Annotated in this window: 13 protein-coding genes and 2 pseudogenes; 11 read left to right on the top strand and 4 right to left on the bottom strand. The window is 67.6% G+C overall.

What is annotated here, in order from left to right; translation table 11 throughout:
• Window positions 1–13: 13 nt before the first annotated feature.
• Window positions 14–634 carry a TIGR03086 family metal-binding protein gene (locus ACIBL3_RS34055; protein WP_396358110.1) on the bottom strand — a complete coding sequence of 207 codons (621 nt, stop codon included), beginning with the start codon at window positions 632–634 and terminating at the stop codon, window positions 14–16.
• A 389-nt stretch (window positions 635–1,023) separates the two neighbouring features.
• Here ACIBL3_RS34055 and ACIBL3_RS34050 point away from each other — a divergent pair.
• Window positions 1,024–1,188, top strand: a pseudogene (locus ACIBL3_RS34050) (IS256 family transposase); the annotation flags it as partial.
• A 120-nt stretch (window positions 1,189–1,308) separates the two neighbouring features.
• Window positions 1,309–2,118 carry an alpha/beta fold hydrolase gene (locus ACIBL3_RS34045; RefSeq protein WP_396357924.1) on the top strand — a complete coding sequence of 270 codons (810 nt, stop codon included), beginning with the start codon at window positions 1,309–1,311 and terminating at the stop codon, window positions 2,116–2,118.
• Window positions 2,119–2,568: 450 nt separating this feature from the next.
• Here the strand turns inward: ACIBL3_RS34045 and ACIBL3_RS34040 are convergent, their stop codons facing one another.
• Entirely contained in the window at window positions 2,569–3,024 is a 456-nt protein-coding gene (locus ACIBL3_RS34040; protein ID WP_396357923.1) for a PASTA domain-containing protein, read from the bottom strand.
• A 55-nt stretch (window positions 3,025–3,079) separates the two neighbouring features.
• Between ACIBL3_RS34040 and ACIBL3_RS34035 the strand changes: the two genes are divergently transcribed.
• Together ACIBL3_RS34035 and ACIBL3_RS34030 are read left to right on the top strand one after the other, a co-directional pair.
• Entirely contained in the window at window positions 3,080–3,421 is a 342-nt protein-coding gene (locus ACIBL3_RS34035; RefSeq protein ID WP_396357922.1) for a hypothetical protein, read from the top strand.
• Between the two features lie 135 nt (window positions 3,422–3,556).
• Window positions 3,557–3,841 (top strand): hypothetical protein, encoded by a 285-nt coding sequence (locus ACIBL3_RS34030; protein WP_396357921.1) that lies wholly within the window; start codon window positions 3,557–3,559, stop codon window positions 3,839–3,841.
• 198 nt (window positions 3,842–4,039) lie between these two features.
• Here the strand turns inward: ACIBL3_RS34030 and ACIBL3_RS34025 are convergent, their stop codons facing one another.
• A complete protein-coding gene (locus ACIBL3_RS34025; protein ID WP_396357920.1) occupies window positions 4,040–4,225 on the bottom strand; it encodes a hypothetical protein in 186 nt (61 codons plus the stop codon).
• A gap of 95 nt (window positions 4,226–4,320) precedes the next feature.
• Between ACIBL3_RS34025 and ACIBL3_RS34020 the strand changes: the two genes are divergently transcribed.
• On the top strand, window positions 4,321–4,938 hold the full coding sequence (locus ACIBL3_RS34020) for a universal stress protein (protein ID WP_396357919.1): 618 nt from the start codon (window positions 4,321–4,323) through the stop codon (window positions 4,936–4,938).
• On the opposite strand, the gene ACIBL3_RS34015 is transcribed toward ACIBL3_RS34020, so the two are convergent.
• Window positions 4,842–5,270, bottom strand: coding sequence for a hypothetical protein (locus ACIBL3_RS34015; RefSeq protein WP_396357917.1), 429 nt, complete (start codon window positions 5,268–5,270; stop codon window positions 4,842–4,844). The genes ACIBL3_RS34020 and ACIBL3_RS34015 overlap by 97 nt on opposite strands.
• A 90-nt stretch (window positions 5,271–5,360) precedes the next feature.
• On the opposite strand from ACIBL3_RS34015, the gene ACIBL3_RS34010 reads away from it, so the two are divergent.
• The 6 genes and pseudogenes from ACIBL3_RS34010 to ACIBL3_RS33985 form a co-directional block, all read left to right on the top strand.
• Window positions 5,361–6,044, top strand: coding sequence for a helix-turn-helix transcriptional regulator (locus ACIBL3_RS34010; protein ID WP_396357916.1), 684 nt, complete (start codon window positions 5,361–5,363; stop codon window positions 6,042–6,044).
• A 391-nt stretch (window positions 6,045–6,435) separates the two neighbouring features.
• A complete protein-coding gene (locus ACIBL3_RS34005) occupies window positions 6,436–8,031 on the top strand; it encodes a hypothetical protein (RefSeq protein WP_396357914.1) in 1,596 nt (531 codons plus the stop codon).
• Window positions 8,032–8,273: 242 nt separating this feature from the next.
• A complete protein-coding gene (locus ACIBL3_RS34000; RefSeq protein WP_396357913.1) occupies window positions 8,274–9,692 on the top strand; it encodes a hypothetical protein in 1,419 nt (472 codons plus the stop codon).
• A 301-nt stretch (window positions 9,693–9,993) separates the two neighbouring features.
• Window positions 9,994–11,223, top strand: a complete 1,230-nt coding sequence (locus ACIBL3_RS33995) for a helix-turn-helix domain-containing protein (RefSeq protein WP_396357912.1) — start codon at window positions 9,994–9,996, stop codon at window positions 11,221–11,223.
• A complete protein-coding gene (locus ACIBL3_RS33990; protein ID WP_396357911.1) occupies window positions 11,220–11,882 on the top strand; it encodes a hypothetical protein in 663 nt (220 codons plus the stop codon). The genes ACIBL3_RS33995 and ACIBL3_RS33990 overlap by 4 nt, the downstream gene beginning before the upstream one ends.
• Before the next feature lie 77 nt (window positions 11,883–11,959).
• A pseudogene (locus ACIBL3_RS33985) lies at window positions 11,960–12,395 on the top strand (IS3 family transposase); the annotation flags it as partial.
• Window positions 12,396–12,575: the final 180 nt, after the last annotated feature.

Raw genomic sequence — 12,575 nt, 5'->3', positions numbered from 1 at the left:
GCATCGAACGCCGTCATTGCCGACGCCCGAGGTACGCCAGCAGTCGTGCCTGCTCGTCGGCATCCGGGCCGATCTCCACCTCGGGGCCTGCCACCATGCCCCGCACGACATCGTGCCCGACAAGCATGAGCGAGGCCCAGACCTGCTGGATCTCCATCTGGTCGATCCGGTCGTCCTGGCCCATGGCGCGGGCCAGGTCCCATCCATGAATCACCAGTTCCGTGCATATCGCCCGATCGATGCCCTCGGCGAAGGCCCACCGGCCGAACCGGCCGGTATACATCTCCAATGCCCGTCCCTGATCGTCGAGATCCGCCTGCACCTGATCGCGGATCACCGCGAAGGCGCCGAGCGGATCCTGGTCGACGCCCGGGCGGGCAAGCGGCCGGCGGTTCACCTGGAACAGATGGACCTCGTGCATCGCCACCACATGCCCCACGAGGTCACGCACCGACCAGTCGGTACATGGCGTCGGGCCGTCCCACCTGTCGGCGTCGACGCCTTCCAGCCTCGTGGTGAAGGCCGAGGCCAGTCTGCGGTACCGGACCGCGGTGACGCCGCACGGTCGGCCTCCCCCGAGCGCGTGCGCCCCGGGTACCTGATCCTCCGCACTGCCTGAACTGCCTGCTGTCATGTGCGCGCTCCCTGTCACTGATCCCGTGTGGCGGCATCGGCCGCCGGACCTCACACCGGTATGACGGTCGGCGCAGCGGAAACTGAGCACCGCGTACCCGGCAACGTTGCAAACTCCGCCAGGACCGTTGATCAGCTGCGCACATCTGCCGCGATCCGCGCGTGCGAAGTCAGCGGCAGGGTGACGACGTTGCCCTCAGCAACCGCAGTGACCCACTCGACCAGCTCCAGGATCACCAGTCGGCGGCCCGCTCGCGGCGTTGAATGCGCCCCTGCTCAACGTTAGGCAGGCGGGCCGGGCGAGTTGGCCGACGCCCCTTATGCGCGCACCGATCTGAATCATTGGCCTCTGGGAGTGATCGGTCAGCGGCGGCCACCCCCTATCTCTGAGCCGGGGTGGCCATGGCGTTCAAGCTCATCGAGTCGGCCCAGCACCGCTGGCGCGCGGTGAACGCACCCCACCTCGTGGCGCTGGTCCGCGCCGGCGCGGTGTTCGAGAACGGCAAGCTCGTCGAGCGACCCGACGAATCAGGAGATGAAACTCAAGCCGCGTGACACCCCGATGCGCCGCCCGGGAGAGATGGGTAGACCTACCGATGCGCCGTGCCTGGACTCCCGGCGAATGTGGGAGCGCCGGAGAGATCAGAGGCGGCTGTGATTCGACAGGAGCGGAAGATGGCGACAGCAACGGTGAACGGGGTGGACCTCTACTACGCGGCCGAGGGCTCCGGACCCAGTTTGGTCCTGGTGCACGGTTCCTGGGGTGATGCGGACAACTGGGCACAGGTCGTCTCGCGGCTCGCCGAGCACTGTGCGGTAGTCTCCTACGATCGGCGGGGTCACAGCCGCAGCGAGCGGCCGCTCACGCCGGACTCGGTGCACGAGGACGTCGCGGATCTCGCCGCGCTGATCGAGGCGCTCGACCTGGCGCCGGCCTTCGTCTGCGGCAACTCCTTCGGCGCCCTCATCACGCTGCGACTAGCCGCCGCCCGCGCCGACCTGCTTCGCGGCATCGCCGTGCACGAACCGCCAGCGGTGCGGCTGCTGTCCGACGACCCAGCCTTCGCGCCGGTCGCGGAGGCGCTCGCGCGAGCGGACGCACCGGTACGGGACCTGCTCGAAGCCGAGGAGAACGCCGCCGCCGCAGAACTGTTCGTCGAGACGATCGCACTGGGCCCGGGGCAGTGGGCGCAACTCCCGGAACCGCTGCGCCAGACGTTCATCCGGAACGCCCCGACCTACCTCGACGAGCTACGAGATCCCGACTGCGACGACCTCGACCTCGCCGCGCTGGCCACGTACTCCGAGCCCGCCCTGCTTACCCAAGGCGACCAGAGCCCGCCGATGTTCGCCCCCATCCTCGATCGGATCGCACAGGCGCTGCCACACGCGAAACGACACCTCTACGTCGGCGCCGGGCACGTGCCGCACCTGACGCACCCCGACGACTACGTACGCGTGAGCCTGGAAACGGCACTGCACTGACGCCACTGCCATACTTTCGCTTCCTGCGCCCGGCGAGGACTGCGAGCTCGTCGGGATTCGCCCGGCGCCAGCGGTCATCGCGGTTTCCTTCTTCGAGTCAGTTGTGAGAGATCACTCGAAGGACCACCCGATGACCGCGTTCACGTTCCACGCGACGCGCCACCGGGATCTCGCCGTACACCACTCTGCTCAGTGGACGCAACTCGCGCAAATGGAGCGCTTTCTCGTTCTATGGTTAGGATTGGCCGCACCCGAGCGATCCAGCGGACATCTGACCCACACCGAGTGAACAGGTCGCCTAGGCACAGAGCTACCGGCTCTGCCCCACCAACGCGGCAGCTCGCACCGCTCCGATGTGGCACAACCTGGCGGGACAACATCGACAGCGGGATCCGCGACGAGCCGATATGGGACTGCACCACGTCCAGCGAGCTGCATGCTGCTTGAGAGTCAAGGTTGGGCGACGACAGTGACTGTCACCGTTGCTCCAGGCGTCAGCAGCGTGCCTGCCGATGGTGAGACGACCAGGGTGTCGCCGGGTAGGTGGCCTGGGGAGTTCCTGGTTTGGATATTGGGTTTCAGGTCCAGTGCGGCGAGCCTGCCCGCGTATTGCACGCCGGGACGGGAGGCAGGGTTCGATTCGCTGTACAGGGCCCTCCGCACGCCGACCTTGTCTGGAACGATCGTGATCGGCTCGAGGATGCGCTTGACTTCACCCGAGGGCGTAGTGGACTTCGCTCGGAACGATACGTTGAGAGACGGAATGAACACCGTGCCTGAACAGACCGTGACGCGGTCGAGCGAGTCGACCGTCCTGCGTGCCCGCTGACGTTCGGCTCGCACGCCGTCGATCTGGAAGGTCTCGTCGGCCTGGAAGTCGATTCGCGTGCGACTGGCGAGATGCACGCTCTCGACACCGTCGGGGCGAGCAACCGGACAGCGGTCCTGGGGGCCCGCGTCGATGACGACCCTTGCACAACTGCTCCACGTCGAGTTGCCGTGGCTCGAGACCGCATCGCTGGCCGACGACCTGTGCGCGTTCGACGAGTCCGGCTGCGGAATGCCAGGCCGCGCACTACTGAAGCTCTTGGTCCGCGAGTCAATTCGGGGTCCGGCCGGCGCCACGTTGTGCGGCGAACTGCGGCACCATGCCATCGAACACGCCGAGGCAGTCATGGCCGCCGTGCAGCCGGATCACGGATGCAGCTCCAGCAGCGCCGAGGCCGCTCTGCTGACCGATTGCATCCTCGGCCCTCCTGGTGATCCGCGCGCTGGCCGGCACACCGCTTCAGGCAGGCCGTGAGCTCAATGCCGCCGTACACCTGCCCCAGACGCTCGTCTGTGCAAGCGGCCAAAGGCCTAGTGCAGGCTTGGGTAATGCGTGATCGCTTCGACAAGGTCCCCGTTGTCAAGGTGGGTCTGGACGATCCGACGACGAATGGCTGACCTCGACACCGCCTTCCAGGCCAAGTACGACGTCGACCGCGGGTCGCCGTACTGGTATGTCAGGCCGAGGAGAGTTATCGCCTGGAACGGCGGCGCATTGGACACCACGACCGGCTGGGTCTTCACCACCGGCGCCGACGCCTCGGCCGCAGAGGTTCGACGAGCTGGTAAACCTGACCTCGCCTCCGATGCCACGACCCAACGCATCGTCCGCGTTCGCATCGCCGATCAGAAGGATTGCCCGGTAGGTTTCCCAGCTGCCCTTGGCACACCGTGAGCTCGCCGTGGGGTCCGAGCACGACACACGGTCTCGGCCAGGGTGGAGCGCGCGCCAACCTGACCTGGTCTGACTCCAGCGTCGGTGCGGCCTCACTCGCGCCTGGCCGCGGCGATCACTTCGTCGGCTGGCGCCAGTTCACGCTCACAGTCGGCCGGGCCAGCGGTCAAGGCCGGCGACGGGGGTGCGCGGACCCGCTTAGCCGAGCGGAACAGGACGATCGATGCCCGGTGTCGCGGTGGGCGGCGTCGCGGGACCCTCAGGACCGGACCGGATGCCCCACACGGCGATGGCGACCGTGGCCACGACCAGCAGCGCCAAGAACACCAGGAAGAACACGCTCAACGCGTCCCCGCCCGCGTTGCCGGAGTTGCTCTCGCTCATCAAGACCTCTCTCCCCCGAGAGAGCCGAACCGCTGGCATCCTCCCAACCAGTCAAACGTTTCGGAAGCCGAAACGCCCGGACGGCGAGAGAGATCGTGGCAAGGAATCCCGGGCGACCGGTCGTGGTCGGCGTCGACGGTTCGGTGTCAACTCGAGGGGCGCTCGCATGGGCCGCCGGCGAGGCGTCGTACCGGCACTGCTCGTTGCGGATAGTTCATGCCTTCAACTGGCCGACGATCGTCAATCAGCTGGATGCGGCCTCCGCAGGCCCTCTGAACATCGGCTTCCATGCGGCGGCCGAGTGGATCGTCAGCGAAGCGGAGAACTTGGCGAGACACCTTGCCCCCGGCATCAGTGTCACCGGCGCGTTGTTCGTCGCCGGCGCGGCGCCAACGCTGCTGAGGGAGGCGCGTGAGGCTGCCCTTGTCGTAGTCGGCAGCCGTGGTCTCGGTGGCTATCGCGGCCTGCTCGTCGGATCGGTGAGTGCAACTGTAGCCGCGCACGCTCCGTGCCCCGTGATCGTCGTCCGGCCGCGTCCTGACGGAGCTTCCTTCCCGAGCATGCCCGGCGATCTCGGAAAGCCGCGCCGCGCCGGGCGGCCGGTTCATGACGGCGATCAGGAGCCGTGCCGGCCGGGAGGGTACTTCATGGCGAGACGTGACAGCGCCAGCGCGGCGACCAGGAGGCCGAAGTCGCGGAGTGCGACGTCGTAGAAGCCTGGGATGGTGAGCAGGTTGACGATGATGCCTGCGAGCCAGGCCGCGACGAGCAGGCCGCCGTACCGCGGCACCAGGGCGACAGCGATACCGGCCACGATCTCGATGACGCCGACGGCGTACATCGCGTCCTGCCCCGAGCCCGGAACGATGTCGTTGATCCACGAGGCCAGATAGCCGGGCCAGTCGGTGAGCAGGTTCGCGAACTTGTCGAGCCCGAACACGATCGGCGCCACGGTGAAGACCGTTCGCAACGCCAAGAAGGCCTGATAGGCGGGATCGGACAACGTGCGACTGCTAGTGCCGGTGTTCGGAACCTCGGTAGTCATCGCCACCAACTCCTTCTAAAGTAGATCTAAGTTGACTTTAGAACCTCGATGGGATTTTAGTCAATGACACTTGGCTTTAGAATGTGATCCGTGGACGACACTCGGGCAGCGCAGATCGCCGCGGTGGCCGCGTTGGACGAGCCGACGCGACGCCGGTTGTACGAGCACGTGGTACGCCAGACAGCGCCCGTCACGCGGGACGAAGCTGCCGCCGCACTTGGTCTTGCGCGGGCGACTGCCGCGTTCCATCTCGAGCGCCTGGCTGACGAGGGCCTCTTGGCGGTTGTCTACGAGCGCCGTACCGGCCGGTCCGGACCTGGAGCGGGACGACCGTCGAAGCTGTACTGCCGCTCGGACCGTGAGGTCGAGGTGTCACTGCCGGAGCGTCGCTACGCTCTCGCCGGGCGCCTCCTTGCCGCCGCCATCGAAGACGCGGAGGCCACCGGTGAGCCGCCACGAGCGGTCCTCGATCGGCGCGCACGCCAGCTGGGCAGCGAGCTCGCCACTGCCGGCCGCACCAAGGCAACCGGCGCTGACGCTGTGATGGAGATCCTCGAGGAGAATGGCTTCGAGCCCAGGGCTCAGGAGAAAGCAATCGTGCTCGGCAACTGCCCCTTTCATACCTTGGCGCAGCAGCACACCAGTCTGGTCTGCGAGATGAACCTCTGCCTGCTCGAGGGACTCCTGACAGGCCTCGACGCGAGCGAGCTGCACGCGCGTCTCGACCCTGAGCCCGGCCAATGCTGTGTCCGCCTCGAGCGACTCCACGCGTAGGGTTGACAGACGCGACCGCTGGCGAACCATGCGCACCGAAGCCGCCACCTTCGCCCGTGCCACCCTCCAGGGAAGCAGTGATCGGGTCAGCGGGATTCGAGCAGAGATTTCGGGCGAGTGACGTCCTTGGCCCGCCGTCGTCCTGGACGGTTGTCGGCACGTACTTCGGCGCCACCGCCATCAAGCTCGGGGCGCAGACTGTTGACCGAGCGTGGCGGTGATGCTACCGAGGTTAGTGGTACGTCGCCGACGCACCCGTGGCCGCTCCCGGGGTGCGAGTGACTTGGGGGATCGTGCATGGGACCGGTCGCGCTCGCACGTGCACCGGGAGGAACCCATGCGCAGCGTGTCCACAGCCTCGCGTCGCCGAGGCTTGACCGTCGCCATCGTTGTGGCGGCACTCGTAGCATCGAACCTCGCAGCCACCGGAGCCTCCGGCGCGCCCGAGCGGCAACAGGGCCAGCAGCCGAAGGTGGGCAAAGTCGCCGCCTTCGACCGCAGCAAGCCGTTGCGCGATCTTCAGGTCGTCGCGCCGCGAAAGTCCGGAACGAGCCCTGCGGAGCGTGGCGCCGTACCACGCGACACCGGGTACACCGGTGACGCCGCCCTCCAGACCGCACCGGCGGCGGGCGAAGCGCCCACGCTGATCCAGTCGTTCGAGGGCGTCCCGAACATCCAGCAGGTCTCACCGCCCGACCCCGTCGGAGACGTGGGACCGAACCACTACGTCGAGATGGTCAACCTCAGCTTCGCGATCTACAACAAGTTCGGAACGAAGCTGTTCGGGCCTGCCGACCTCGGCACGCTGTGGCAGGGCTTCGCCATCCCGCACTGCTCCGACAGCGCAGGCGACCCGATCGTGCTGCACGACCAGTTCGCGGACCGCTGGATCCTCACCCAGTTCACCGCCCTCGGACCCAACTACTGGAACTGCATCGCGGTCTCGCAGACGTCCGACCCGCTGGGCGCCTATTTCCGGTACGCCGTACCGACCGGGCTGAACTTCCCCGACTACCCCAAGTACGGCGTCTGGCCGGACGGGCTCTACATCAGCACCAGGGAGTTCGACCCGGACGACAACTTCGCCGGCAACGGCGCCTACGTCGTCAACAAGGACCAGCTGTACGCCGGGAACCCGAACGCCGCCGTAGTGAGCTTCCTGAACCCGCCCGGGACCACGCCGTGGCTGCAGGGCGACGGCCTGCTGCCAACCGACTTGGACGGCAACCAGCCGCCACCCACCGGCACGCCGAACTTCTTCGTCGGTTCGATGGACGACGGAGCGCAGTACGGCGCACCGGCCGACGCGCTGAACGTGTTCGAGTTCCACGTCGACTGGGCCACACCGAGCGCGTCGACCTTCACCTTCGCCGGATCGTTGCCGGTGGCGCCGTTCGACTCGATCTTCCCCTGCCGCGGCAACAACTCCCGCGCCTGCATCCCGCAGCCGGGGACCAAGAACCTGATCGACGTACTGTCATATCGGCAACGGCCGATCTGGCGGCTGGCCTACCGCAATTTCGGCACGCATCAAGCCATGGTGACGAACCAGTCCGTCGAGGCACAACCGAAGCTCGCCGGCACCCGCTGGTACGAACTGCGCAACACCGGCTCCGGCTGGACCGTCCACCAGCAGGGCACCTACTCGCCCGCAGACAAGGTGCACCGCTGGATGGGCAGCATCGCCATGGACGAGAACGGCAACATGGCGCTCGGCTACAGCGTCTCCAGCCAGCAGGTGTTCCCGGGAGTCCGATTCACCGGCCGGCTCGCCACTGCACCACTCGGGACGATGCAGGCCGAGGCGAGCATGATCGTCGGCACCGGATCGCAACTGGTCAGCAACCGCTGGGGCGACTACACATCCATGAACGTCGACCCGGTCGACGACTGCACCTTCTGGTACGTCAACCAGTACTACCGCAACTCCTCCAACAACGGCTGGCAGACACGGATCGGATCCTTCGCGTTCCCCGGCTGTAACTGACGCAGGCCCCAGCCCGTGCGGTGCCATCGCGCCGCACGAGCCGCGGTCGAAGACGGCATCCTCGGCTACGCGCAGTTGGTCGCCGAGGATGCCGGCGTAGTTCTCGCCGTCAGGGTCCGTTCGCCCCGGCTGTCATCGGTAGTGTCCTCAGGCCATGTTTGACTCGGTTCAGTGGAGGTTCAGCTCCCGCGGTGCATCGTCGGATCGAGCCTCGATACCGGCAGCCGAATGGGAGGTCCGCCATGGCCCACAAGAAGCACCGCACCGGCTTGGTCGCCGCCGTCGGCATGGTCGGCCTGCTGATGCCCACCGCGTGCGACTCCAGCAGTTCCGGCGGCCCTGCGCCAGCCGGCCCGCCGACGAGCTCGCCTCCCCTCGCCACCGACACGCCGTCCGTCATCACGTCTCCGACACCCGCGCGGATGCCGTCCGGTCCGGCCTGCATCCGGCCTGAGAACGGAACTGGCTGCCTGCCGGTCGCGCCGTCGGCTGACCGCGTCGACCTGACCCGGCCGTCGTTCCGCAGCCCGACCTCGATCACCAACCCGCTGCACCCCAGCGGCACACTCACCCAGGTGATCTACGGCGGCCAAGTGGACGGCGAACCGTTCCGGACCGAGTTCACCCGGCTGGCCGGGCTGAAGCGAATCGACTGGCAGGGCATGCGGATCGACGCCGTGGTCTGGCAGTACCTGGCGTTCTCCGGGGGCCGGATCCACGAGGTCGCGCTGGACTGGTTCGCCCAGGCCGACGACGGATCAGTCTGGTACCTCGGCGAGAACGTGTACAACTACGCCGACGGCCAGGTCGAGAACACCGACGGCACCTGGGTCACCGGATCGCGCGTAGCACCGCCGGCAATGATCATGCCGGCGGCACCCCGCGCCGCCATGGTCTACCGGCCGGAAAACGCGCCCGGCGTGGTGTTCGAGGAAGTCCGCGTGCTGGCCGCGGACCGTACCGTCACGGGCCCCAGCGGCCCGGTCCGCGGCGCGATCGTGGTGCGCGAGCTGCACTACGACGGCAGCACCGAGGACAAGACCTTCGCGCCCGGGTACGGCGAGTTCTCGACCGGGCAGCCGGGCGCAGACCTGGAGGCCGTCTCGCTGGCGGTGCCGACCGACGCCCGGCCGGGTGCCGTGCCGGCCGGCCTGCAGCGGTTGGCGCACGCCGTACGGTCCGGGTACGCCGCCCTCGCCGGCGGTGGTCCGGCCGCGCGGACGGCGCACCGAGAACTGTGCGCCGCCTGGCGCGCGCAGCGGCCGGGCCGGTCGCTGCTGGACACCCAGATGAGCCGCGACGTCGCGGCGCTCGGCCGGGCGATCGCGGCCGCGGATTCCGGCGCGACCCGCGACGCGGCGCTACGGGTAGCCCAGAACGAGCTGGACCTGCGGATGCGCTACCAGTCGCTGCCGACGATCGAACGGAATCGGTTCGGGCTGTGGCTGCGGCAGGTCGCGGTCGACGCGAAAGCCGACGATCACGCGGCGGTCGCGGGTGACGTGGCGAGCCTGAGCTGGACCTGGCACCGGGTCCGGCCGACCGTCGATCCGGCCGTCGCCGGCCGGGTAGAAGCTCGGCTCGCCGCGGCCCAGGCGGCGGCCGCCCGCCAACAGCCCGCAGCGGCCGCCGCGATCGCCGCCACCATCCGCCTCAACTGACCACCGAACCGCGCCGTCCGACCAGGCCAGCCGGTCCGCCACTCGGACAGGCAGCTCCGAGGCGCGACCGCACGCTCTCCGCGCGACGGGAACCCCACATCACTCGTCGTCCCGCCGGCATCTTCCGGCCGCCTCGCACTCCCGGCTACGAGCGCTGCGTTCCGGATCCGGCAGCAACTCTTCAGTAAGCACGGCACAGCCGCTCCACCGACGGGGGATCCGCCAAGCGTCACGCGCGCCACACGATTGAGTCCCATGAATAGACCATGTATAGTTCTATTCACGAGAGAGGAGGCGCAGCATGTTCTGGGACGAGGAAGCGGCTCGCCAGGGAGTCGCAGAGAAGACTGTCGGGGTGAAGGAAGAGTTCGACGCCGTCGCTTTCGGCGCTCGCCTGCACGAGGCGCGCACAAGTGCGAACCTGTCACAGGTCGAGATGTCCCGGCTCCTGGACCTGTCGCAGGCTACCTACTCTCGGATGGAAAACGGCCGGATCGAACCAAGCCGAGTCACCTCAACCCTTCTCGAGCGCGCATCACAGGCGGTGAGCCGGTCGATGGCGTGGCTCCTGCTCGGGTCTCCGGTCCGAGCACGGATCCGACTGGCCGCGCGCCGAACCGACGAGGAGGACGTCCGCACCCGCGCCGAGCGGGCTCTTGGGTTGCTCGAGCTCGATGCAGAGCTCGACGACGTTGCTGAATTCACGAACCTCGGGCCCAGCGTTGCCGACGGCGCAACCTGGCAGCAGTACGTAGAGCCAAAAGCTCACGCGTCGCGCCGGCAGGGCAAGGATCGAGCCGACCGCCTGCGCAAGGTGCTCGGTCTGGGGGCTGCCCCTCTGAACGACGTCCCTGCGGTGCTGGAACACTACCTTGGGGTCGACGCCGCCGTTCTAGACTTTCCGGATGGCTTGTCTGCCGTGGCGGTATTCGACGACGAGCGGGCACTGGCCTTCCTCGCGGTGTGTGCGGCAGAGCCATGGGTACGTCAGCGCTTCAGCTTCGCACACGAGCTCGCCCACGTCTTGTTCGCCGACGGTCACGCCTACGACCACGATCACCGGCACTCTACGATTGAGATGCGTGCGGAGAAATTCGCGCAGAACTTCCTGATCCCAGAAGCCGGCATCCGCGCGTGGATGACCGAACATCATTACGGTCCACACGACCGCGTGAGTCGCGACGACGCTTGCCGCCTCGCCGACCTGTACGGCGTCTCCCCCAGGACAGCATGGATCGCCTTGACAGACATCGACGCCGCCCCGAAGGTGGAGCCGCCGACCAGCGCGAGCGCGGCTGTAGTCGCCGGGACACTGGCACGACACCAGACGCGCGAGCGGAGCTGTCACACCGAGCGTGTCCCGGCACGCATGGAGGCTCGCATCCTCGAGGCATTCCGCACCGGGTTCCTGTCAGCTGCCGCCACCGCGAACGCTCTCGGCCAAGACCCGAGCATCCTCATCGAAGCCGGGCAGATCATCGACGACGATCCGCGGACCCGAGAAGCCTCCGGCGTCCCCAGTCCCGCGTGACCGAGGAAGGCGCTAGGGCGGCTCCCGTTCCTTCGCCCCAGCCGCTGAACATACTCGACGCCGTGTGCGTTCTGTACTTCGCGGCATCCGTGCAGCTGAGCCTGCTCGTCGAGATCCTCACGGCAGCCAACTACCGGATCCTGCTGCCGACCGAGGTGCTCAACGAAGTCCGTGCGAAGGCCAGCCGCAAGCGGTGGACCATCAGCGCACTCGACCACTACCTCAACAGCGACGCCGATGCACGCATCGTCGAGATTCCGGAAATCACCGCCGCTCAGGCGGAGGCCGCGACTCTGCTCGCCCAGGTCCGGTCCCGCCATCCGAACGTCGTGTCAGGCAGCACCGACATCAACAGCAGCGAAGACCTCGGCGAGTGCGTCGTCGTTACCCACAGCATCCTCGCCCGCCGACGCGGAATGCTGGCCGTAGTCTCCATCGACGATCTCAAGGGCCAGAAGCTCGCAGAGCGCCACCAGGTCACGTACTTCACCATCGAAGACGCGTTCTCCCTCGCGCTGAAACACGAGATCCTCGACACTCTCAACGCTCGCAAGGCCTACGACAAACTGCGCCCGTTCGGCGACTCCCTACCCAGCTGGGAAGCAGAGCTCAAACCACGCCTCAAGCGCGAACGCGCAGCCCGCAAACGCGCGCAGTGAACCATCCCGGGTTTGATGCACCCTCGGTTATGTGAGCCGCCCCAGGTTTGATGCCGCAGCTTTCTGAGTTTGGAAGGATGCAGGACGTGCGGAAGAGGATCGATCCCGAGGTCAAGACTCGTGCGGCGCGGCTGGTGACTGAGCATCTGTCGGAGTACTCGTCGTTGACAGCGGCGTCGGCGCCGGTGGCCCGGCAGGTGGGGGTGAGCAAGGAGAGCGTGCGGCGCTGGGTGTTGCAGGCCGAGGTCGACGCGGGGCAGCGGGACGGTAAGACGAGCGAGGATCTGGCCGAGGTCAGCGAGCAGAAGGCCAGGGTCCGGCAGTTGGAATCGGACAAAGCGGTCCTGAAGGCTGCCACGGTCTTCTTCGCCGGGGAGCTCGACCCCCGCAACCGTTGATCATGGGTTCATCGACACCATGAGAGCCGAAGGCCACGCGGTCGAGTCGATCTGTCGGGTTCTGCGTGGGCAGGGCTGCGGGGCCGCCGCGCGGACCTACCGTTGGTGGAAACAGCCCGGCCGCCGGGTCGCGGACCACATCCGGCCCCGCGGTACGAGCGGAGAGCAGCAGCGGTACTGCGGATCCCGCCGAGCGGTAGCCGTCATCGGCCAGGAGCCCCGAAGCGACATGGTCGCCGAGCAGCAGCCGGAACTCGCCCAGCTCGGGCTCGAACAATCGGCCCGCGATCGCGTC

It is taken from the genome of Kribbella sp. NPDC050124, from assembly GCF_044460355.1.
Lineage (GTDB): Bacteria > Actinomycetota > Actinomycetes > Propionibacteriales > Kribbellaceae > Kribbella.
The sequence above is the reverse complement of the archived record's forward strand: the minus strand, read 5'-3'. Positions and strand labels throughout refer to the sequence as shown.

Coding starts and splice junctions, on each gene's coding strand:
- ACIBL3_RS34055 (WP_396358110.1), bottom strand. CDS start 634: ATGACAGCAGGCAGTTCAGGCAGTGCGGAGGATCAGGTACCCGGGGCG.
- ACIBL3_RS34045 (WP_396357924.1), top strand. CDS start 1,309: ATGGCGACAGCAACGGTGAACGGGGTGGACCTCTACTACGCGGCCGAG.
- ACIBL3_RS34035 (WP_396357922.1), top strand. CDS start 3,080: ATGACGACCCTTGCACAACTGCTCCACGTCGAGTTGCCGTGGCTCGAG.
- ACIBL3_RS34030 (WP_396357921.1), top strand. CDS start 3,557: ATGGCTGACCTCGACACCGCCTTCCAGGCCAAGTACGACGTCGACCGC.
- ACIBL3_RS34025 (WP_396357920.1), bottom strand. CDS start 4,225: ATGAGCGAGAGCAACTCCGGCAACGCGGGCGGGGACGCGTTGAGCGTG.
- ACIBL3_RS34015 (WP_396357917.1), bottom strand. CDS start 5,270: ATGACTACCGAGGTTCCGAACACCGGCACTAGCAGTCGCACGTTGTCC.
- ACIBL3_RS34000 (WP_396357913.1), top strand. CDS start 8,274: ATGGCCCACAAGAAGCACCGCACCGGCTTGGTCGCCGCCGTCGGCATG.
- ACIBL3_RS33995 (WP_396357912.1), top strand. CDS start 9,994: ATGTTCTGGGACGAGGAAGCGGCTCGCCAGGGAGTCGCAGAGAAGACT.